This is a genomic window from Blastopirellula marina, from assembly GCF_002967765.1.
Taxonomy (GTDB): domain Bacteria; phylum Planctomycetota; class Planctomycetia; order Pirellulales; family Pirellulaceae; genus Bremerella; species Bremerella marina_A.
The window spans coordinates 134,112-155,807 of record NZ_PUHY01000013.1 but is presented as its reverse complement, the minus strand read 5'-3'; the positions used below and the strand labels follow the sequence as shown (position 1 = coordinate 155,807).

Here is a 21,696-nt window from a genome sequence, read left to right as displayed (position 1 = left end):
TAAGTGCGTGGATTCGCAGCCTGTCGAATTTCTCAGATCGGCTACGCAATTGAGATTGGGGCGAGGGCAAGGCGTGAGTCCGCAGGCATATCCACTAGATATGTCGAGGAATTCACAACGCCGCAATCGCCTCAATCTCAATGACTCGCTAACGAAGCAGAAAATCAACAGGCTGCTAACTCAAATAGGCAGCGGCGATCACGACGCCTAAAACGATCCAGATTCCGAGTTGCTGATCGGAAGGAGTGTAAAACAGCGCAATGCCAAGGCCGATTAGAGTTAGTGTCGTGCCGATGAGTCCCGCGATCCTGCGGAACATTTGCATCGATTGGTATTCTGCGCCAACGCGAGCTTCCTTTGCACGCAATGGCCCCCAAGTTTCCGCCTCGAGTTTTTTGCGTTCGTTGGCTAACACCAACTTCTCGGTGCGTAAGGTTTCTATCGCTTCCTGGAGCTGCTTCTTTTCTTCAGCCGAGACATAATCGATCGCCTGAAGTTCGTCCAAGCGTTGTTGCAATGGAAGGAGTTGGGACTTCTCACGTTCGTTGAACTCTTGCTCGGATATTGCTCGTTCGCCGATGATTCCCTCGATGCGTGCCTTATCGATGCGATCGCAGCCGCGGGTAAAGATAATGCACACCAGACCGAGCATGATGCCTGACTTGGCGATTTGTAGCAGCAAAGTTGTATCGACGTCGGCAGGCTCTTCCGGTGGAGGGGGCTTCATCGGAGTTGGGCCGACATGTTGAGGCGCACTCGACACGAATCCTGGATCACTTCCTCGATTCTTCTTACCCCGAAAAAGACCATCGACGGTCTGAGCTGGGACCCAATCGGTGTATCCTGTACACCAGACAAGCGTGTCAGCTTTAATCACGCCATCGTCGGCAAGTTGCCAGAACTTAGTCGCCGAAACAGGACCAACATGGGCATCATCAACTGCGTAATACCAGCGCAGTTCGGATTGGGTCGAACTAGAAGAGGACAGCGGCATCCCAGTCCATTCCATTCCAACAACGACAATAACAAGGGGATTGAGGAGGAGTCACTCTGAGGTAAGTGGTGCCACCAACCTACATGGGAGCATCAATTACCGATATCAAATCCAGTGTGATTTAAGGGGTAGTGAATCTGGCCATCAGTTGCAAGCGAATTTTCGCGAGTTTACACTTTCGATGGATCGCTACCTCGGCAGATTTGATACGTTCATTTTAGTCGTCCGGCGACCGTCCTGCCATTATTGTCGTTTTTGCCCTGCGAACTTATTCCGGATCAAAGCATGATCGTACGTACAAGCCTTCTGGCATTTTCCTTGTTATGTGTTGGTTTTGCGGTGCCCACGCATGCTGCTGAATCAAGCAAAGACTGGCCGCAGTGGCGTGGCCCTAATCGCGATGGAAAGTCCTCCGAAACAGGACTCCTGGCCAGTTGGGAAGAGAAGAAGCCGAAGCTCTTGTGGATGGGAGAAGGTCTCGGGCAGGGGTACGCAAGTGTCTCGATTGTAGGAGACAAATTGTACACAACCGGCAATTTTGATGATGGACAAGCAGTGGTCTGCTTTGATCTCAGCCAGCAGCAGGTCGCTTGGAAACAAAACTTGACCTCTAGTGTGCCAGAGCATGGGTACACCGGATCTCGCTGTACGCCGACGATTGACGGTGAAGACCTGTACGCTGAAATGTCGGATGGCACAATCGGTCGATTGGATCGTGAGTCGGGTAAGGTTTATTGGAAGAAGAACCTAACCGAAGAGTATGGTGCTTCGAAGCCTCATTGGGGATTCGCTGAGTCGCCACTCGTTGACGGAGAACGCTTGATTTGCGGTGCAGGCTCCAAAGAGGCATTGTTGGTTTGTCTCAATAAAAAGACTGGCGAAGAAATCTGGGTAACTCCTTTAGGCGAGTCGGACCTAGGTGAAAAAGGGAAAGACGAAGCTGGTTATTCTTCGACTCTAGTTTGCAACGCCGCCGGGAAGAAGCAATACGTCAAGTTAATCGGTCGGGGTGTTGTCGGAGTCGATGCAGAAAACGGCAAGTTGCTTTGGTCTTATAACCACGTCGCCAACAACACCGCCAATATTCCTGATCCGATCATCGATGGTGATTACGTTTTCACATCGACAGGCTACGGAACAGGAGCAGCCTTGTTGCACCTGACTAACGACGGTGGAGACATCAACGCCGAAGAAGTCTACTTCCTTAACGCCAACATCTTCCAAAACCATCATGGTGGAATGATCAAGGTCGGCGACTATATCTACGCGGGGACAAAACACAACAAAGGCTTCCCGACATGTGTCGAAATGAAATCTGGAGAAATCCAATGGGGTGGTGATATTCGCCCTGAGGGGAAAGGTTCGGCTGCGGTTACTTATGCGGATGGAAACTTGATCTTCCGTTACCAAGACGGGACATTGGCCCTTATTGAAGCGAATCCAAAAGAGTACGTCTTGAAGGGGACTTTCAAACCCGAATATCAGGAGCGAGAAAGCTGGTCGCATCCTGTCGTCCTTGATGGAAAGCTCTATCTGCGCGAGCAAGATAAGCTGATGTGTTACGACCTGACGCCGTAAAAATACAATCGGGAAGTTGCATTAAGGCCGCCAAAATTCCATTGGCGGCCTTTTTTCGTATGACGCACGTGCAACTTGCCTCCGTTTTCTTGTGGGAGGTGTACATCCGTTACGGCTACGATTAGATTGGGAAGTCTTCCGACAGACGATTTCTTTCGCATTTTCTAATGTTCTTCATCCCACCCAGCGAGTCTCGCCAAATGACAAGACATTTAACTTGGTGCCTGCTAGGCCTGTTGTCGATCGCCAGCAGCCTCCCGAGTGTTGGCTTTACCAAGGAACCAGGAGCGACCGATCCTTCGCATTTCAAAGTGGCCGACGGCTTCCAAGTCGAACTGATGTACTCGGTTCCCAAGGATCAACAGGGATCGTGGGTTAGCATGTGCGTCGGTCCTGATAATAACCTGATTGTTTGCGACCAGTACGGCAAGCTGTACTCGGTTGTTGTTCCCGCACCAGGGGAAAAGGGGGAAGTGGTTGTCACACCGATCGACGTTCAGATTGGTGGCGCTCAAGGTTTGATTTGGGCTTTCGACAGCCTTTATGTGGTGGTGAATAGTCGTGATTTTCCGAGCGGCTTACATCGCGTTACCGATAGCAACGGAGACGGCAAGCTCGACAAAGTCACGGAACTTCGAAAGCTGAATGGTGGTGGTGAGCATGGCCCACACGCGATCATGGTTCATCCCGATGGTGAGAATCTGGTCATTGTCTGCGGTAATCAAACCGACTTGACCAAGCTCGATTCGTCACGTGTACCGCAAGTTTGGGATGAAGATCTTGTCCTACCACGAATTTACGGTCGCGGCTTCATGCGTGAAAAAATGGCTCCGGGCGGTTACATCTGCAAGATTGATCCGGAAGGGAAGCATTGGGAAATGTTGGCAAGCGGCTTCCGCAATGAATACGACGCCGCGTTCAACCGTGAAGGGGAACTGTTCACGTACGATGCTGACATGGAATGGGACTTGAATACGCCGTGGTATCGCCCGACCCGCATTTGTCATGTTGTCAGCGGTGCTGAGTTTGGATGGCGAAACGGTTCTGGTAAGTGGCCAGAATACTACGAAGACAGTTCCCCTGCTTTGGTTGATATCGGCCCGGGTTCGCCAACTGGCGTCACATTTGGCTACGGTGCTGATTTTCCACAGAAGTATCAAGACGCTCTCTATGCTTGTGATTGGAGCTACGGCAAGCTATACGCGATTCATCTAGAACCCAGTGGAGCAACCTATAAGGGAACGCCGGAAGAATTCATCACCGGGACACCACTTCCTCTGACGGACATTGTCGTCAATCCGAATGATAAAGCACTGTACTTTGCCGTCGGTGGTCGTAAGACCCAATCGGGGCTTTATCGAGTTACGTATGTTGGCGACAAGGGAAAGAGCGAAGCAACCTCAAGCGGCCTGACCGATGCCATGAAGTTGCGACGTAAATTGGAGAAGTTGCACGTTTCTAAGGATGCGGATGGGCTTGATCTCGCACTTGAGAATCTTGGCAGTGACGATCGTTTCCTCCGTCAGGCGGCTCGGATTGGATTGGAACATCATGATCCGGCGCAGTGGCAGGACAAAGCTCTCGAACTGGACGATACCTACTCGGTAATTGAAACTGTAATTGCCTTGGCTCGGGTTGGCGACGATTCGTTACGAGGCAAGCTGCTCGACAAGCTCGATGCACTCGACTACGACGCAGCCACAAAACAACAAAAGCTGGGCATTCTGCGGGCCTACGAACTTGTTCTGATCCGAATGGGTGACGACGCTGAAGTCCGCGATCGCTATCTCGCCAAACTGGAACCATTCCTGCCGGCAGAGTCGACCGAAGAAAATCGCATGTTGGCGGAACTGATGGTTCGACTGGAGTCGCCAACCGCCGCTCCGAAGTTGGTTGCTTTACTCGAAGCCGCTCCAGCCCAGGAAGAGCAAATCGAATTGGCCAAGAGCCTCCGATTGTTGAAAGCGGGTTGGACACCCGAGTTACAGGAACGGTACTTCAAATGGTTCCATAAAGCCGCTACTTACCGCGGCGGTGCCAGCTTCGATTTATTCGTTCAGGACATCAAAAAGGAAGCAGTCGAAAACCTGTCGGATAAGCGAAAGCAGCAGCTCGCATCCATTCTCGAATTCAAGCCGCAATCGAATACGCCGACCTTTAGTAGCAAGCCGCGAACTTTGGTCAAGAAGTGGACCGTCGACGATTTGGCAGGAATTGTCGAACCGGGCAGCTTGAAAGAACGCAATTATGACAAAGGACAACAACTATTCGCGGAAGCAAGTTGCTTCGCCTGCCATCGCTTCTCAGGCCAAGGTGGTGCGATTGGACCAGATCTGACGGCCCTGTCGGGACGCTTTAGTCCCCGGGATATTTTGGAATCGGTGATCCTGCCGAGCAAGCAGGTCAGCGATCAGTACCAGGCGATCAAAGCATTGACCGACGATGGAAAAGTGGTCGTCGGGCGGATTGTCAACTTGAACGGTGACAACATCGCGATCAACACGAATATGCTCGATCCAAATGCGATCACGAACGTCAACCGAAATCATCTCGAAGAGATCTTACCTTCAGATCAATCGATGATGCCGGAAGGCTTACTCGATAACTTCACTGAGGACGAGGTGAAAGACCTAATGGCCTACCTGCTTTCCCGAGGTGATCGCGAAAACGAGATGTTCGCCAAATAAACGGGCGATTCACGAAAAAGTGAAAGCCACGGTTCCAACTGGGATCGTGGCTTTTTTTTGCTGATTGGCTTACTCACGAAAGAGAGCGGTCGATTCCAGCATGTCAGAAGCTTGGGATTTATCCGCGAAAATGATCCGTCAGAAAGAGTGCTTGTGCCAAGAAACAAAAAAAGACTCGCGATTTGAAACGCGAGTCTTTGATATGGCTAAGTGCCGAAGAGAGGACTTGAACCTCCACGGGGTTAACCCCCACTAGGACCTGAACCTAGCGCGTCTGCCAATTCCGCCACTTCGGCATTTGTGGTAAGTGGGAAAGAACTATTTATGCCTCCCGAACCCCGTTTTTTCAAGGACCCCAGGAGACAAAATAGGTCTCGACCTAACAATTTCGGCTGAAAAACCGTTCCAATCGATACCCTGCCAGAATTAAGGGAAATTCAAACCACTTTCAATTGTGCCTGGCGGGCCGCGATGTTGGCGACCAAAGCTCGGATCAGAGCAACAATATTCTCATGACCGTATAGCTTGGGGTCCATATGAAACAGTGAGTGTTCCAATACGTTCTCTAGGTCGACACGGCGCAGATCGCTTCGGTTCAGGTGTCGCATGTTCCAATCGGGGAATACACGATGTTCTTGCTCTCCGAGCATTACTTTATTGATAACATCGTGGCGGACATCCTTTTCGATGACGTCCATCAAGTCGAGAACGGCCTTTTGCTCTCCTTCCATGTATTGGAAAAAGACACCATGGTCATAGCACAGATAGCCGCTGATACCTAAAGAGGCATTCTTGGCAGCTGCGTGCGTTGCGATACCCTCTAGATCGAGGTTCGGGGTATCGATGGTACTGTAACTTGCATACGCGAGCGCAAACACGCGAGAATCCCTTTCATCGTCTCGAACAACGATCGTCGTTGTCGATAGGTTCCCCTGGTGCCATCATCAGGACGTTCCTGGCGGAATGCAAGACAGACGACCGTCCCCGTATGGCGGCCTGACTTGGGATATTCCGGAATTCGTATCTAGGGGAAAAGATGCGTGGATGTGACAGCGTAGCGATTGAGAAACTGTCAACCTGGCGGTCTCGTGTGATCCTCGTTCCCAAGGTAACCACGCAGTGATTGTATTCCGCAATGATCCTGTGGGTAAACTAGTATTCGTAGAAGATTCCAAATTTGTCTCACACTTCTGCCAACTTTCTAAACTTCCTGGATTGAACCCCTCGTTTGGTATCGCTGGAGAAACCGGTCTTATGCGTTCAGTGAATATATCCGTGACGATGGTCATGCTGGGCATTCTAGTGGCTTTGACAGTCCCACCTGTCGTTACAGCCCAGGGGTTCCCCACCGAGAAAACAGAACCACCAAAACCGTTTGGAATCCAGGTCGTTGATGAGGAAACGGGCCGAGGCGTTTCTCTGATCGAGCTTCGAACGACGAACGAGATTTGCCTAATCACCGACAATGCTGGCTGGGTCGCTGTTGACGAGCCGGGCTTGAATGGTCTGAACGTATTCTTTTCAATCCAGGGACACGGTTACGAGTTTCCAGCAGATGGTTTCGGCATGCGCGGCCGAGCTCTGGTGGTACGTCCTGGCGAAACGGCCCAACTGAAGATCAAGCGTGTTAACGTTGCGGAACGCTTCTATCGAATTACGGGACAAGGCCAGTTTCATCATACGACGCGTTTAGGACTGCCAACGCCATGGAAATATCCCAATCTGAACGCTCAGGTGATGGGGCAAGACTCGACGCAGGCGGTCGTGCTGGGAGATCGCATACTATGGACATGGGGTGATACAGCCCGCGTCTCGTATCCGTTGGGGAACTTTGCGACTTCAGGGGCGTGGTCCAAACTGCCAGAGCACGGCGGAATGGATCCGGCGGTTGGTATCGATCAAACGTACCTCGTTGATGACACCGGCTTCAGTCGTCCCATGTTTGATAATGATGTTCCAGGGACCGTCGTCTGGATGCACGGTCTTTTCACCTTGCCAGATAATCAGGGTGAGGTGAAAGCCGTCACCCATTATTCCGTGCGTAAAGGTCTGGGGGCCGAGCATCACGCCGGGATCGCTGTGTTTGACGGCGAAAAGCAACGGTTCGAGCAAGTTAATGAATTCCCAAGAGACGCTAAGCTCTATCCGCGTGGCCAGACGTTTCACCATATGGATGGCGATCAGGAATACATTTACTTTGCCACGCCTTATCCTATGCTGCGTGTACCTGCCAAGTGGGATGCGATTTTCGACCATACCCAATACGAAGCTTGGACCTGTCTGGAGGAAGGGGCTGACTTCGATCACAAGAACCCTCGACTCACACGCACTTCGGAAGGCAAGCTCGATTATGCCTGGCGGAAGGATACTGCTCTGGTCGGGGCTGAGCAGCAGCGTCAGCTCGAGCTTTCGGGGCACATTCAGCCGGATGAAGGATGGATTCAAACGCTCGACATCGATCAGGGAAGAAAAATCGTGCTGCACCGCGGATCGGTCCGTTGGAACGATTTCCTGAAGCGTTGGGTGATGATCGCCAACGAAATCTATGGCGAACCGTCGAATCTGGGTGAGGTGTACCTTTTGACCTCAAAATCGCTTCCTGGACGCTGGGAGAAGGCGAAAAAGATCGTCACCCACGACAAGTACACCTTTTATAATCCAGTGCATCACGACTTCTTCGATCAGGCCGACGGGAAGTTGATCTATTTCGACGGCACTTACACGAAGCAGTTCTCGGCAACAAAAGTTGCCACACCGCGATATGACTACAACACGATCATGTATCGCTTAGATCTCTCTGACGAGCGTTTGGAATCAGTAAACTCGCCATAGTCTTGGGTCTTCCATGGCGAATGACTTGAAGTCGCTGAGCTCTAAATCGAAGTGAGGCTTCTCTTAAGAGCCCTCCCTATATCATCCTTGCACCGAGCAAAGCTCGAAGGCAAAGGCTTATAGGGTGCCCTTATTGCAGCTGTTAGTGACGTGTTCTCCGCAAAAACCGTCGCTGGCGAGGGATCTCGTGTTGTCTCTTCTTACTTCCAGAATATAATCCCAATCCCAGTCATGTAATTTGCACATAAATTATTCGTGCAATAATAAAAAAGTTGCTTTTCCGCTTTTTAATGGAATGGAAATGAACAAACGAAATTCTCGTCGCCCCGGCTTCACGCTTGTCGAACTTCTGGTCGTGATTGCAATTATCGGTGTTTTGATCGCGCTCTTACTGCCTGCCGTCCAGCAAGCCCGCGAGGCTGCTCGAAGGATGCAGTGCAGCAACAATCTTAAGCAGCTTGGTCTGGCATTTCACAACTTCCACGACACCTTTGGCAACTTGCCTCCAGCGGCTCTGGCGAACGAATACGCCAGTTTCTACCCGTTGATCATGCCCTACTTGGAAATGGGTAATACGGTCGAACAAATCGATCTGAAGCGGCGGATGACCGACGGCACAAACTACACGTTCATCAACTCGGAAGCGGCAGCCGTTCCGATGGTCCTTTGCCCGAGTCGTCGAAGTGGAACGCAGATTTCTGTGCTCGGTGCAGCAACTGATTATGCGATCACTGGCAACCGCGAGAGTACGAATGAGTGTGATCGACTGGATGCCGACAATGCGACCCCCGCTTTGCATTACAGTGCCCTTATTCTGGCACGAAATGCGAACATCGATAGCTCAGGCCTACTGACCAATTGGAAATCACAAACCAACTTCGCGAGCATCACCGACGGGCTGTCGAATACTTCGATCCTGGCAGAAAAGTACGTTCCTACAAACTCGATCAATCAACACGCGAACGTAGGCGACGGTACCCTCTACTACTGGCACATCAACGATTGGAAGACCTGGATGATCATTCGAAACTCGAAGTTTCCGCTGATGCGTGGTCCCAATATCACCCAAGGTGAATACAGGAAGAGCCTCGGCAGTTTCCACCCAGGTATCTGCCAGTTCCTGATGGGGGATGGTAGCGTGCGAAACGTTCCTAATAACGTCAATCCAGAGTTCACGCTCTTAATGGCTGACCGCCGTGATGGTCGCGTCAACAATTACGATCAGTAACAAGTCTGACCGACGATCAAGTAAGCTTGTGGTCGCCTGGCACATGCGGCTGCGATCACAGGTTTCTTAATTCAAACCCTAAGCAGAGAAATTATCCCCACTGAGGCAACACCCATGCATGCACCCAGTATTACATTCGTCCTGATGTCCCTTGCTACGATCTTAATAACCGCCGCCGGTTGTAATGGTTCAGGAGGAGCAACCGAGCCAGTAACCGGCACGGTGACCTTCGAGGATGGCTCACCGGTCGCCGGAGGTACCATCGTTTTCGCGGACGTTGCCGAAAACTCAAGTTCTATCGGCTATATTCAACAGGATGGGACCTACACACTGGGGACGTTTGGCGAAACAGACGGCGCCCCGACAGGAAAGTACAAAGTGACCGTCATTGGAGATAGCGAGTATGGCCAGAGATCAGCGATTCATGCTCGCTTTGGTCAGCAGACGAGCACGCCGCTAGAAGCGGAAGTGAAGGAAGGGCCGAACACGCTCGACTTCGAGGTCCAGCGCGGACGATAGCAGCTATGCCCGCCTCGACTTGTTGGTTGGCCGACTGCTAGCGGTCGACCTTCTCGCGCGTAATAGCCTGTCCAAAAAACAACTCCCATCGACGCGTTCGTCAGTGGGAGTTTTCTTGTTCGAATGCCAGGTGGCATTTGTTGCGAAATGGCCCGCAGGTGAGTGACTTGATTAGCCTGCTCGGCGGTTGGCATCGGCGGGAGCGTCTTTGCCTTCGGAAAGCACTCGCAGTTGCGGCCGGCTGACGTCGACACCACGTCCGCGGGTACGTGCCTGGATAAAGCCGCGTTCGCTCTCCGCCAGGAAGTCGGCGAAGTGCAGGGCAGGGCTTTGCGGGAATTCGCGACGGACGCGTTCCAAAGCTTCTCGATTGGTGAGATTCGACCGAAAGATGATACGGTAGGCTCGTTTCAACTCACCAACTTGTTCGGGAGTGAAGCCGTTTCGTTTCAAGCCAATTAGGTTCAAACCAACAACCAAGCTGCTGCAACCGTCGATGGTTACGTAAGGGGCGACGTCCTGAACAACGTGAGCCTGGCCTCCCACCATCGCATTTCGCCCGACGCGGCAAAACTGGTGGACCGCGACCGCCCCACTGACGTACGCACGATCTTCAATTACCACGTGTCCGCCGAGCATGACGTTGTTCGTGATAATGGTGTTGTTGCCGATGATCGTGTCGTGACCGACATGTGATTGTACCATCAGCAAATTGTTGTTGCCGATGACGGTGTTCTTGCCAGGGGCTAGTCCACGGTGAATCGTCACGAACTCTCGGATCACGTTACCCGTACCAAGAATAACTTCACCCAGTTCCATCCCCGCACGCAGATGTTGTGGAGGACCGCCGATGACGGCATGTTCGTGCACTTTGTTTTCAGCGCCGAGAATTGTCCCTTTTTTTATCGTGACGAACGAATTCAGTTCGCACAGATCCCCAATTGTGACATTCTCTTCGACCACACAGAACGGTCCGATTGTGACGTCCTGGCCAATTTCCGCGGTAGGGTGAACGATTGCGGAAGGGTGGATCTGAGTCACAGCAAATCCTTTTGCTGAAGGTCGAATATGAAAATCGTTGGGCGATTTCGCACAATCAAGTAGCCATCCTGGCTCTCTCGACTTGCGCGTTACCGTCTTAGATACGCTTATCGGTAAAAACTGTCCAGCCCGATCGATCGAAACCTATAATTTGCGCACGAGTTCCTTCGATCTTGCCTTGCTAGCGCTGCCAATGCCAGCGATGCGATTACTGCATGCCCGTGTCAAATTGGGCAGGTTGCTCTATAATCAAAGGACGTTCCCTGAAACCAACCTGCACTTCATTAGAGCGATTGTGAGCCCATGTCTGAAACGTCTGCCCTATATAACGAAGGCGAAAAGCTGCGAGACGACGGGAAATACGCCGAGGCGGTCGAGAAATTCCAGGCCGTTCTAGCTCAAAAGCCTGATCACGTGCTTTCCCACATGGCGTTAGCGGCAACCTATGGAAACCTGGGCCAGTTTGCCGAAGCCTGCCAACACGCGGAAACGGCCTGCCAGCTCGAGCCGAACGAATCGTTCAATTTCGTGGCCTTGAGTGTGACCTACCAAAAGGCATTTGAAGCGACCCGCGATCCGATGTACATCGAGAAGGCCGAGCAAGCCAAGCATCACGCGGCCATGACCCAAGGCGGCATGTAATGCCGATGCGCGAATCGATCTCAGACATTCTGAGTGTTCGATCGCTGGAGACGTTACAGGAGATCACCAGCGCGGAAGTCGCGCTGGTTGATCCTGAATCTGCACCAGGTGCCTATCGTGAAATCACCCTCTACCAGACTGTGAGCGATAGCGACGTCCAACTTCTCGCGAAGCTTCTGATGGACGTAACGTCTTGGAGTTTTTGTATCAAGCGGTGTTTGTCAAAACCAACAGCTCAGTTTCATCTGAGTGGGGATTTCGGTAAAGCGACTCTCTCGATCGGCATGAATTGTCGAGAATGGGTTTTGACCACGGACTCGCAACGACAAGGCGGCTATTTCGATCCGGTTGTTAATGACGTTGGCGGAGTTCTTAAACGAACTTTTCCGCGAATTGCTTCCTCGGATGTCAGGTCGATGTGGCGAAGCGGAGTGCTGAAAAGGCTAAGAGATTCCCCAAGTCCTGTTGATGTCGACGCGATTGACACTGTGGGATAAGACCGTTTAGCTTAGTCGTCGATTTGAATGCCAGCGTCATCGATATGGTAAGGGATAATCTCGTCCGTCGCGGCGCTGCCTCGGTGTTTGCTGATGTACATGGCTCGACGGATCTTGGTGCCATCGAGGATCTTGCCCATGTAGATCACGGTGTTCGCCCCGGAGATGAGATCTCCTTCGTCTAAATTCCGCGAAATAAGATGCTCGAGCATGGCCTCTTTCGAGGTTTGCAGCATCATGCAGCCGATCTCTTCGCTCGCGTAGTTATGTTGCTCGGCGGCTTCACTGTTCTTACGGAACGACTGGCGAAACAAATCGCGGGCGACCCATAGGGGATCTTTACGTAGGACTTGATGATAGACGTATTCGAATAGTTCGATTTGGATCGATTCTGCTGGTACATCAACGGGTTCCATACCATCGATCACCACGCGGCGACAACCACGAGTGAAGTTGCCATACAAGAAGCCAATTGTTGTGGCAAGTTTCTCGTTGATCTGTTTTTGCCAGTGCCCCAGTTCGTCCCAGTCCATTTCGCGACGCGAGACCCGCTTGCCCTGGTAGTCGAACACATGCAGCATCTCGCCATGAATGAGATCAGAGTCGAAGAAGTTTTCTAAGTCGGGCTGCTTGCTGGCATCGGCAACGACCGGCGTCCAACTGAACATTCGTTCGGCGTACTCGATGTGACTTTGGGAATCACCACGAGTACTCATGTCGAAAAAGATGCCTTTGCGTCCTTCGGCATCTTGCCCAGTTTGATTGAATTGTACGCCGAGTTGAGTCTTACCGATTCCGGTCGCCCCGATAACCAAGGTGAGCGTCCCAGGGATGAGACCGCCACCCAGGTGTTCGTCAAGTTTCGGGATACCGGTAGTTTGGCGTTTGGCAGGCATGATGAGTGGGCCGCTGATCGAACCGAAAGTCTGGAATGCAAACTGTATAGACTACCAGTCGGTTTTCGTTTCGCCCAGGCATGCCCGCCCAAGTCAATTCACCGGTAAGAACCAGTCTGCTACTTGGAGCCGATCAATCCTTTGGCGTTGGTCTTCACTCGGCACAGGTACATGTCGGCTGTCATGTAGAGCGTACCGTCCGGTCCGAACGCGCAGTTTGCGGTGCGTTCCCCGGTACTGATGCGACCAAGCAGTTTGCCTTCTGGATTAAACACCAGCACACCGCCTGGCCCGGTCGCCCAAACGTTACCTTGGGTGTCGACCTTCAAGCCGTCGCTGCCACCAGGACGTTTGCCCCGCCACTGACCTGCGTCGTAAAACATCTTGCTGTCGCCAAAGGTACCGTCTTCCTTCAAAGGAAAAGCTTTCCAGTGACATTCCTGCGAGTCAGCGACGTAGAGTGTCTTCTGATCAGGCGAAAGGGCGATGCCATTGGGACGTGGGCATTCCTTAGTTAATAGCGTGAGCTTGCCGTCCTTCGAGAAACGGTAGACGCCACAGAAATCGAGTTCCGCTTCAGGGCCATTCAATCCGCCTGGCAAGCCATAGGGTGGATCGGTGAAGTACAGATTACCTTCGGTATCGTAAACCAAGTCATTTGGGCTGTTAAATCGTTTGCCTTCGTAATGCGAGACCAGAACACGTCGTTCTCCATCGACGATCTGCGTAATGTTGCGATCACCGTGGCAGCACATTGTTAGATGCCCCTCAGGCGATACCGCTAACCCGTTCGTACCAGGTTCCTTGCCATCGAACTTGTGGGCCCCTGTGTAACCAGAAGGCTGCATGAAAACATCTGTCCCTTTACCTGGCTTCCACTTCACGATGCGATTGTTGGGGATGTCGCTAAATAGGAGGCACCCCTTTGACTCCACCCAAACCGGTCCTTCGGACCACTCGAAACCATCCGCGAGGACTTCGATCTTTGCGTCTTCTGGGACGAGTGCATCAAACGCAGGGTCAATTCGCTCGATCTCACCAATCGTCTTCGTGGCGTCTTCCGCAACGGATGCATTGGTAAAAGCAATCAGCGCTAACAGACCAGCCGCGCAAAGGGAACGTCGCATGGGGGCACTCCGGTACTTAGGGAAAGAGATCTTCGGGGAAGGTAGGCGAGGAGAACAGGTTTCCTATGGTAACTTGCCCAGAACTAGGAAGCAATTAAGGTCAGCGGGCTGGAATAACAGCGTTGCAAACCTCCGCTGCCTATTTCGTTGCGATTTGAAGTGTCAACTGACTCGTCAGTTGTGTCATCTGGTCTGACAAGTCGAATTGGCTTCTCATCGAAATCCTTTGATTTCTGGCGATTAGTACTACAATAGGGTGGTTGGAATGCATTTTGCTCTTATCTGATTCGCTTGGTGGCTTCGTATTCTTATCGCCTAACAGGTTGGCTTCATGTCGGATTCCACAGCCCCGATTTCTACTCAACAGTCAATGCCCTCTCAGCAAGTGCCAGCGATTGAAACGTCCGAACCGCCGCGTGGTTTGCTACGTTCGGCTGCGCGGGCGGCCTATAACTCGACGGCTTTCTTAACGTCGTTTCTGTTTCATTTCGCCTTATTGTTGGCATTGGCCATCTTCACTTTCACCGAGATGAACAAAGATCGCCAACTGTTGACGGTGATTGAGCCCGATATGACGGAGGACTTGGAGACATTCGAGATTGAGTTGGATGACATGGAGATCGTCTCGACCGAGATGGCGACGGCCAGCATGCCTTCGGCCGAACTGGGGATGGGTGGAGCTGTTGAAGCTTCGGTATCGACGCCGGTGCTTGAGCAGGAAGCGATTGAACCGACTGAGCATTTCAAAGTCGAGTTTGATGCCGTGGCGATGATCTCGAAAGACACCGATTCACTCATTCGCGAAATTCCATCAGGGACGACGCTAGGCTCAGCCCAGGAAGTTGTTTCGGATTACCAAGAGGCGATGGATCAGATCACCCAAGAGTTGGTCTGGATGTTGTCAAAGAACAAGGTGCTCGCGATCTGGGTATTCGATCAGTCCGAAAGCATGGTCGACGATCAGAAACGTATTCGCGAGCGGATTGGTCGCGTTTACACCGAGCTGGGCCTGACGACGGAAGGCCAGGGCGACATGTTGACCACAGCGGTCGCCAGCTACGGTCAAGGTTTTCATCTACTGACCGATGCCCCAACTTCAAATCTGAAAGATATTCAAGCCGCGATCGATGCGATTCAAGTCGATAAATCAGGCGAGGAAATGAGCTGCTCAGCGATCATGGAAGCCATGTCAAGGCACTACAAATATGCTCAGACGGCGGATCGCAAGGTCGCGCTCATCTTGGTCACTGACGAGAGTGGAAATACGGCCAATAACCAAAGTCAGCTCGAAGCCACGATCGCTGCTGCCAAGAAGATGGACTGTCGTCTGTTCATTCTCGGGCGGGAAGCCATGTTTGGTTATCCATACGCCCACTATGAATGGCGTCACCCATACGATGGAGAAATGCATCTTCTGAAAATCGACCGCGGTCCAGAAACAGCTTATGTTGAACAGCTGCAGACCGATGGTTATGGACATCGCTGGGATGCGATGACCAGCGGTTTCGGTCCTTACGAGCAGGTCCGTATGGCGAAAGAGTCTGGCGGACGGTTTTTCATGCTGCCAGGGCAGGAAGACAAGATTCATTTTGTGACTGATCGCCAGTATGAACCGCGGACGATGAATCTCTACCGTCCTGATCTCCGCCCCCGTGAAGAGCAAATTGCTGAGATCAAAGGAGATCCGCTCAAAGCGCTGGTCACCAAGGTTGTTTACGATTTGAATCCGTTCCAGGAAGACCGGAAAGATGTCCTGACGATTCGACGTTGGTATAGTAAAGAACCGCAAGAAACCGCGAAACAAATTCGCCAAGAGCAATCGCAGATCATCCCATACGGCCAATACCTGGATGCGGCGATCGCTACGATGGAGAAGAACATCAAGTTCCGCAACGACTCGCCGTCGCTCCGCTGGCAGGCCAACTTTGATTTGATTTTGGGGCAGCTCTATGCGTATCGCTGTCGGGCCTACGAGTACGGAGTCAGCTCCGAACTCTTTCTAAAGAATCCCGTTCTCCCAGATCCGAAGCGGGCCGAGTATCTCGAATTCCGCGGATGGGAACTCAGGACACGCAAACAGCTTGTCGCAGGCGATAAGACAGCACCCGATGCGGAGAGAGCCAAGGAGCTTCTGGCGAAAGTTGCTGAAGACTACAAGGGAACGCCCTGGGCAACACGTGCCGCATGGGAAATCAAGCGTGGCTTTGGTTCCGCGATTGTTCCTCATTACTTCGACGTACGGAACCGTAAAGGGGATATGAAAGTTCCCATTCCAAAATTGTAGTGACGAACTCGACGGCGTTGATATAGACTGCCGTCCATGAATGAGTCACCAAATGGAAACGATTGCCAAGCAGAACTTGTTGCTAATGCCGGCAGGCGGTCGCCGATTCGTTTCCGTTTCTCTGTTCTCTCGCTGATGCTCAACGCAGCGGTTGTTGGGCTTGCGATTTCGCTCTGGCAAACGTCACTAACTTTGGATGATGCGCGGAAGCAATTGAGACAACTGCGTGAGAAGTATCACTTGCTTGCGCCTGACGACCCTTCAAAGATTAGCGTCCTATTTCAGGAGACCCATTTCGAAGGCGAGTGGGAATAGCGGATTGCGTTTCCCGATGACTGGGACGAATACGAGCTTGTTTGCCAGGTAGGAGATCTTCCACTAGATGGCACCTTGCCGGACTCAGGGAATCGTGTTCGCTTGCCAGCGGGCGAAGAGTATCTGGTGACCATTCGCTTGCAGCCCATGAGTGACGGGCATTGGGAATTGAGTCTCGTAGGCGCGGTAATGCATGAGTCCGGCTTTGCCTATCGCCGAAGTTCGTCGTTGCCACTTTCCGCGGAACAGGTGTGGTGGATGGAGTACGATTGCGTTTCATTGCCTGCAGCGCCCCGAGGTGAGTTGTTCAGGCATCGTGATTCTTCCGGCGAGCGAATGTTCTACCCAAAAATCACCGGCATATTCTTCGAAGAGCAGTTCAGTTACTCGCCTGAAAATCCGCTCATTCTCTTCGAACAGCGGATTATCGATTACGACGAGAAGGGGAACTCAGTCGAAGCTAAGCAGCCAGAGGATGGAATGATGATTTGGATTCAGCGTGCCAGAAAGCGGGAGCAACCTAAGTGAAATGAGAAATTCCATCGATTAGGATGGCATGAATGAACAGCCAAGGTCATTCTTTCGATGCGAAATCAGATGGAGCTAGGTCGCGCCCATCTCGATTGCGATTCTCGCTAGGGACGATGTTGATGTTATTAGTCATCGCCGTTCTGGCGGGGTCTCACTGGCTCACTACTTGGCGACTATACGATCTGCAGCAACGGTTTCGTAAGGAGCAGGGGCTTCAGATCGAAGACGAGTTAAAGATCACGGTCTTCGGCGAAGAGACCTTCATCCCGCAGTCTTGGCAATGGAAAGTTTATTTGCCTCCCGGAAGATATGCGGTGAAAGCAAATTTTGTTGCGGTCCCACGCACCGGTCTTCCCGAGGATGACATCCTGAGCACGGGGGAGCTGTTCGGTGGGCGCGTCTACACAGTGAATGTGGGGAATAGGCGCGCAAGTGATGGAACTTGGCAACTGCGACTTATTGCCGACTACGAAAATGGTGCTCGAAGCGATCTTGAATACATCGAACCGATGCCAGGCGTCGAAAGCATTGGTGATGAATATGCGTATCGCGGAGTGGGAACCTTCCCATCTCAGACCCGAGAATATGAAAGAGACCAGACCGTCATTTTGAAGCACTATCGGGTCGATCGCTCGGTGCCAATCGATGATCAGCGAAACCGAAACCGCAAGGTGCCTCCACCGGAAGAAGGGCTTGGGGTGATGGTCTGGATTACCCCAATTACGACTCCTGTTGTCGCTAAGAGGCCAGACTCCAATTCGCCGACGATCGATGCGACCTCCTCCCCGACTTATCTTCGTCATCTGAAACGCAAACAAGCCAAGGCCGAACAAGCGGCCAAGTAGATCCTGGCCAACCATTACGTCAATGAAAAAAGCCCCGAGCAGTAGCTCGGGGCTTTTTTGGTTTTTGAAGGTATTGCTAGGGGCAAATTAGCTGTCGCCTTCTTCTTCGTTTTCTTCTTCGCTGGGCATAGAGAACATCGGTCCGCTGCTGCCCAAGCCACCTTTGAGCTCGGTCGGAGGACCAGAGCTGGCACGGCCTTCGCCACCACCTGCTTCTGGTGCTTCGTCTTCGGCCCATTGAACCCGCTTACGTGACAGGCCGATCTTGCGATCGTCGGTGTCGACACGCAAGATCTTGACTTCGATCTCTTCGCCAACCTTGACGACGTTCTCGGGGTTCTCGACCTTGTCGTCCGAAAGTTCGCTGATGTGCAGCAGGCCTTCCAGACCGTCTTCCAGGCCAACAAACACACCGAAGTTGGTGATCTTGGTGACTTTGCCTTTGACCAGCTGGTTGGGCTGGTACTTTTCTGGAATGGTGGTCGCCCATGGATCCGATTCCAGCTGCTTCAGGCCCAACGCAATACGACGACGTTCCTCGTCGATGCTGAGCACCTTGCACTGAACTTCCTGGCCCTTTTCGAGCATTTCGCTCGGGTGACCGATCTTACGAGTCCACGACATGTCGGAAACGTGGAGCAGGCCATCGATGCCTTCTTCCAACTCGACGAACGCACCATAGTTGGTGAGGTTGCGAACGCGACCGTTGACAACCGATTCGACTGGGTAGCGATCCTTGATGTTTTCCCAAGGGTTGGCCTGGGTTTGCTTCATACCCAAGGAGATCTCTTGCTTCTCCTTGTTGATGCCCAGGATAACCACTTCGATCTCGTCGTTGATATTGACGATTTCACTTGGATGGCTGATGCGCTTGGTCCACGACATTTCGGAAATGTGGACCAGACCTTCGATACCTTCTTCCAGCTTGACGAAGGCACCGTAGCTCATGACGTTGACGACCGAACCCTTGACCTTCGAGCCAACTGGGTACTTCTCTTCGACGCCATCCCATGGGCTTGGGGTCAGTTGCTTCAGACCCAAAGCAATCTTTTCGCGTTCGTGGTCGATGTTCAGGATTTGAACTTCGATCTCGTCGTCGATGTTGACCATCTCCGTCGGGTGACCGATGCGGCCCCAGCTCATGTCGGTGATGTGCAACAGGCCGTCGATACCACCCAGGTCGACGAACGCACCGAAATCGGCGATGTTCTTGACCACGCCCTTGCGGACCTGACCGACCTGAAGTTCCTTGAGCAGCGTTTCGCGATCAGACTTACGCTTACGTTCGATCAGCGAGCGGCGGCTAACAACAATGTTGCGACGCTCGGCATCGATCTTAAGCACTTCGCACTCGACTTCGCGACCGATGTAGTCGGCGATATCGTGTGGACGGCGGATGTCGACCTGGCTGGCTGGCAGGAACACATTGACGCCGATGTCGACCAGCAAACCACCCTTGATCTTGCGGGTGACTTCGCCCTTGACGACCTGACCTTCGGCGATGGATTCCATCGTCCGTTCCCAGTCGTCAATCTTACGAGCTTTACGCTTCGATAGGGCGACCATGCCATGCGGATCGTCGGTGCGGCCGAATTCGTCTTCGACGTCTTCCACAAGCACGCGGACGGTTTGACCGACTTCCGGCGGATCTTCATCCTCATCCCATTCGTCACGGGGAACGCTGCCTTCGCTCTTGCCGCCGATGTCGATGAGCACGAATTCATCGTCCATGCGAAGAATTCGTCCCTCGACGATTTTGTTGATTTCGATGGATTCATCCATCTCGAACTTGCCTGCAAGCCAGTCTTCATCGGTACCGGCTGCCAGTTCGTCGATTTGCGCTAAGAGGGTGTCGTCATCTTCGAGATTGCGAATGAGATTACGGTTGACCATGCTTTTAGATTTAGAACCAGGGGGCTCGACCTCGCTCGCAAGATAGACCGGGTGTTGGAAACAGTCTTCTGCGGTTGAAAAACGCTGTGCGAAAACGGCTAGTCGAGTGCAAAATTGCTAGGACTATCGAACCTGCGCAGGGTAAACCACTATACCCTTCATGACGGTCGGTTCAGTGAGAACCCGTAAAAGTATCAAATCCCCTAATTCGGTTCAACCACAGATAGTGGGGTAGAAGCGGCAGGAATAGGGAATTATTCGATTCCTGAGGTCAGGTTAGGCAAATTGCGTCTTGTCTGCGGTGTGAAGCCGCGGGTTGATCGAGCGGGCTCGTGAGTATCGCACTTCATCGAACATCGCATGCATCTGATCTTGGAGCTTCGCGAGGAGTTGCTCGTCTGAAAGCGATTGCATCTCATCAGCTGTGATTGGTGTTCCAATCAGCACATGTACGACACCAATCGAAGGAAGTAGCTGCCATTTCGGCCAAGCTTGAAACGAGCCGTCGAAAACGACCGGAACGATGGGGGCTTTCCCCTTCCGAGCAACGGCAATGAAGCCTGGTTTGAGGTTGCCGATGTCCCCGTTCTCGCTGCGTGTTCCTTCTGGGAAGATTAGCACCATGTCTCCCCCTCGAAGACGCTTTAGTGTTTCCTTCAGTCCGTCCAGCCCAGTGCCGGCTCGATTCACAGGAATGGCGTTCAGGGTTTCAATCAATCCCTTCAATGGGAATTTGAAGAGCGATTTTTTTGCCAGAAAGCTTAACTGGCGTTCACAGCAAAGCCCCACCAGCACTGGGTCGAAGAATCCTTGATGATTCGCGCAGACAAGTGCGCCTCCTTCGGCGGGCCAATTCTCGCGACCAAAGACTCGGATTCGGTAGAGGGAAACAGCCACCAAGCGAGCGGTGACACGCAAAAAAACATAAAACAGCCGCTGTGGCCATGATCGCGTGTACGCCTTTTTCTCTTTACGCATTCTGGCACCGTCCGACGATCTCGATCAGTTTCTCCAGAACCTCTGCTTCCGACATGCCGTCGGTCAGCACTTCAATGGCATCTTCTGCTTTTAGTAAAGGGCCAACCTCGCGTTGGCTATCTTCATGATCGCGTTTCGTTTGTTGCTGAAGTACGTCTTCAAAGGGGACCGATTCACCACGCGACGCGAGGTCATGGACGCGTCGTCGAGCTCGTTCTTCTGGGGATGCGGTCAGAAAGATCTTGCACTGGGCATTCGGGAACACAAGCGTTCCTTGGTCGCGACCTTCGGTGACAATGTCTTGGCCTGAAGCGAATTCTCGCTGCATACGTACCAACTCTTCGCGAACCCCGACGTTGTTCGCCGCATATCGAGTGACCTCGGTGACACGCTGAGTGCGTATCTCCTGCGAAACGTCTTCTCCGTCTAATTCGACCATCGAGTCGGCAAGACGGATCTTAGCGGAACGCGCCAATTTCACCAGTTGCTGCTCATCCGCCCAGTCGACTTTCGCGCGAAGGCCTTGTAGAGCGATCACGCGATACATGGCCCCTGTGTCGAGGAAGGAAAAGCCGAGCGAGTCTGCAAGGCGACGTGAGATACTGCTCTTACCGGCCCCAGCCGGACCGTCGATTGTGACAATCATGCAACAAACGTTATCTTGCTAGGAGTTATCCACCATGCGACGTGATGAGCGGTTTTCATACGTTCGGTTATATCAAGAAGCGTTCTCGGCTTCGACGGGCCGCCAAACTCGCGCGTATCTTTCCTAAAGTTCCTAGCTCAACGCATTTGGACAGTAATCTTTC

At 52.4% G+C, this 21,696-nt stretch carries 19 protein-coding genes and 1 tRNA gene; 11 read left to right on the top strand and 9 right to left on the bottom strand.

Annotated elements, in window-relative coordinates; all coding sequences use genetic code 11:
* Positions 1-175: 175 nt before the first annotated feature.
* A complete protein-coding gene (locus C5Y83_RS22695) occupies positions 176-994 on the bottom strand; it encodes a DUF4339 domain-containing protein (RefSeq protein WP_158262469.1) in 819 nt (272 codons plus the stop codon).
* A gap of 285 nt (positions 995-1,279) precedes the next feature.
* Between C5Y83_RS22695 and C5Y83_RS22690 the strand changes: the two genes are divergently transcribed.
* Entirely contained in the window at positions 1,280-2,572 is a 1,293-nt protein-coding gene (locus tag C5Y83_RS22690) for a PQQ-binding-like beta-propeller repeat protein (protein ID WP_105332084.1), read from the top strand.
* A 200-nt stretch (positions 2,573-2,772) separates the two neighbouring features.
* Entirely contained in the window at positions 2,773-5,259 is a 2,487-nt protein-coding gene (locus C5Y83_RS22685) for a c-type cytochrome (protein WP_158262468.1), read from the top strand.
* A gap of 211 nt (positions 5,260-5,470) precedes the next feature.
* Here the strand turns inward: C5Y83_RS22685 and C5Y83_RS22680 are convergent.
* Both C5Y83_RS22680 and C5Y83_RS22675 read right to left on the bottom strand, forming a co-directional pair.
* Positions 5,471-5,555: transfer RNA gene (locus tag C5Y83_RS22680), tRNA-Leu, on the bottom strand.
* 141 nt (positions 5,556-5,696) lie between these two features.
* Positions 5,697-6,137 (bottom strand): BLUF domain-containing protein, encoded by a 441-nt coding sequence (locus tag C5Y83_RS22675; protein WP_158262467.1) that lies wholly within the window; start codon positions 6,135-6,137, stop codon positions 5,697-5,699.
* A 376-nt stretch (positions 6,138-6,513) separates the two neighbouring features.
* Between C5Y83_RS22675 and C5Y83_RS22670 the strand changes: the two genes are divergently transcribed.
* The 3 genes from C5Y83_RS22670 to C5Y83_RS22660 all read left to right on the top strand — a co-directional run bounded on the left by C5Y83_RS22670 (position 6,514) and on the right by C5Y83_RS22660 (position 9,838).
* Positions 6,514-8,091 (top strand): hypothetical protein, encoded by a 1,578-nt coding sequence (locus C5Y83_RS22670; protein ID WP_105332081.1) that lies wholly within the window; start codon positions 6,514-6,516, stop codon positions 8,089-8,091.
* 301 nt (positions 8,092-8,392) lie between these two features.
* Positions 8,393-9,319: a DUF1559 domain-containing protein gene (locus C5Y83_RS22665; protein ID WP_105332080.1), complete on the top strand. Its 927-nt coding sequence runs from the start codon at positions 8,393-8,395 to the stop codon at positions 9,317-9,319.
* Between the two features lie 114 nt (positions 9,320-9,433).
* A complete protein-coding gene (locus C5Y83_RS22660) occupies positions 9,434-9,838 on the top strand; it encodes a carboxypeptidase-like regulatory domain-containing protein (RefSeq protein WP_105332079.1) in 405 nt (134 codons plus the stop codon).
* A 171-nt stretch (positions 9,839-10,009) separates the two neighbouring features.
* On the opposite strand, the gene lpxA is transcribed toward C5Y83_RS22660, so the two are convergent.
* Complete coding sequence (gene lpxA / locus C5Y83_RS22655) at positions 10,010-10,879, bottom strand: acyl-ACP--UDP-N-acetylglucosamine O-acyltransferase (RefSeq protein ID WP_158262466.1); 870 nt, start codon at positions 10,877-10,879, stop codon at positions 10,010-10,012.
* Between the two features lie 303 nt (positions 10,880-11,182).
* Here lpxA and C5Y83_RS22650 point away from each other — a divergent pair, with 303 nt between their 5' ends.
* Both C5Y83_RS22650 and C5Y83_RS22645 read left to right on the top strand, forming a co-directional pair.
* Positions 11,183-11,521 carry a tetratricopeptide repeat protein gene (locus C5Y83_RS22650; protein ID WP_105332077.1) on the top strand — a complete coding sequence of 113 codons (339 nt, stop codon included), beginning with the start codon at positions 11,183-11,185 and terminating at the stop codon, positions 11,519-11,521.
* The gene (locus C5Y83_RS22645; RefSeq protein WP_105332076.1) at positions 11,521-12,018 is read left to right on the top strand and encodes a hypothetical protein; all 498 of its coding nucleotides are present in this window, start codon (positions 11,521-11,523) and stop codon (positions 12,016-12,018) included. Before C5Y83_RS22650 ends, C5Y83_RS22645 begins: the two co-directional genes overlap by 1 nt.
* 11 nt (positions 12,019-12,029) lie before the next feature.
* Here C5Y83_RS22645 and C5Y83_RS22640 read toward each other — a convergent pair whose 3' ends face one another.
* Both C5Y83_RS22640 and C5Y83_RS22635 read right to left on the bottom strand, forming a co-directional pair.
* Positions 12,030-12,914 carry an RAD55 family ATPase gene (locus C5Y83_RS22640; RefSeq protein WP_105332075.1) on the bottom strand — a complete coding sequence of 295 codons (885 nt, stop codon included), beginning with the start codon at positions 12,912-12,914 and terminating at the stop codon, positions 12,030-12,032.
* 119 nt (positions 12,915-13,033) lie between these two features.
* On the bottom strand, positions 13,034-14,041 hold the full coding sequence (locus tag C5Y83_RS22635) for an SMP-30/gluconolactonase/LRE family protein (protein ID WP_105332074.1): 1,008 nt from the start codon (positions 14,039-14,041) through the stop codon (positions 13,034-13,036).
* Between the two features lie 331 nt (positions 14,042-14,372).
* Here C5Y83_RS22635 and C5Y83_RS22630 point away from each other — a divergent pair, with 331 nt between their 5' ends.
* The 4 genes from C5Y83_RS22630 (at position 14,373) to C5Y83_RS22615 (ending at position 18,016) form a co-directional block, all read left to right on the top strand.
* A complete protein-coding gene (locus tag C5Y83_RS22630; protein WP_114304702.1) occupies positions 14,373-16,325 on the top strand; it encodes a vWA domain-containing protein in 1,953 nt (650 codons plus the stop codon).
* Between the two features lie 36 nt (positions 16,326-16,361).
* Positions 16,362-16,640, top strand: coding sequence for a hypothetical protein (locus C5Y83_RS22625; protein ID WP_105332072.1), 279 nt, complete (start codon positions 16,362-16,364; stop codon positions 16,638-16,640).
* A gap of 75 nt (positions 16,641-16,715) precedes the next feature.
* Positions 16,716-17,168 carry a hypothetical protein gene (locus C5Y83_RS22620; protein ID WP_146117883.1) on the top strand — a complete coding sequence of 151 codons (453 nt, stop codon included), beginning with the start codon at positions 16,716-16,718 and terminating at the stop codon, positions 17,166-17,168.
* 122 nt (positions 17,169-17,290) lie between these two features.
* Positions 17,291-18,016 carry a hypothetical protein gene (locus C5Y83_RS22615; protein ID WP_146117882.1) on the top strand — a complete coding sequence of 242 codons (726 nt, stop codon included), beginning with the start codon at positions 17,291-17,293 and terminating at the stop codon, positions 18,014-18,016.
* Between the two features lie 87 nt (positions 18,017-18,103).
* Here the strand turns inward: C5Y83_RS22615 and C5Y83_RS22610 are convergent, their stop codons facing one another.
* From C5Y83_RS22610 to cmk, 3 genes are all read right to left on the bottom strand, one after another.
* Entirely contained in the window at positions 18,104-19,909 is a 1,806-nt protein-coding gene (locus C5Y83_RS22610; protein ID WP_105332069.1) for a 30S ribosomal protein S1, read from the bottom strand.
* A gap of 276 nt (positions 19,910-20,185) precedes the next feature.
* On the bottom strand, positions 20,186-20,887 hold the full coding sequence (locus C5Y83_RS22605; RefSeq protein ID WP_105332068.1) for a lysophospholipid acyltransferase family protein: 702 nt from the start codon (positions 20,885-20,887) through the stop codon (positions 20,186-20,188).
* Entirely contained in the window at positions 20,880-21,533 is a 654-nt protein-coding gene (cmk, locus tag C5Y83_RS22600) for a (d)CMP kinase (protein ID WP_105332067.1), read from the bottom strand. The genes C5Y83_RS22605 and cmk overlap by 8 nt, the downstream gene beginning before the upstream one ends.
* Positions 21,534-21,696: the final 163 nt, after the last annotated feature.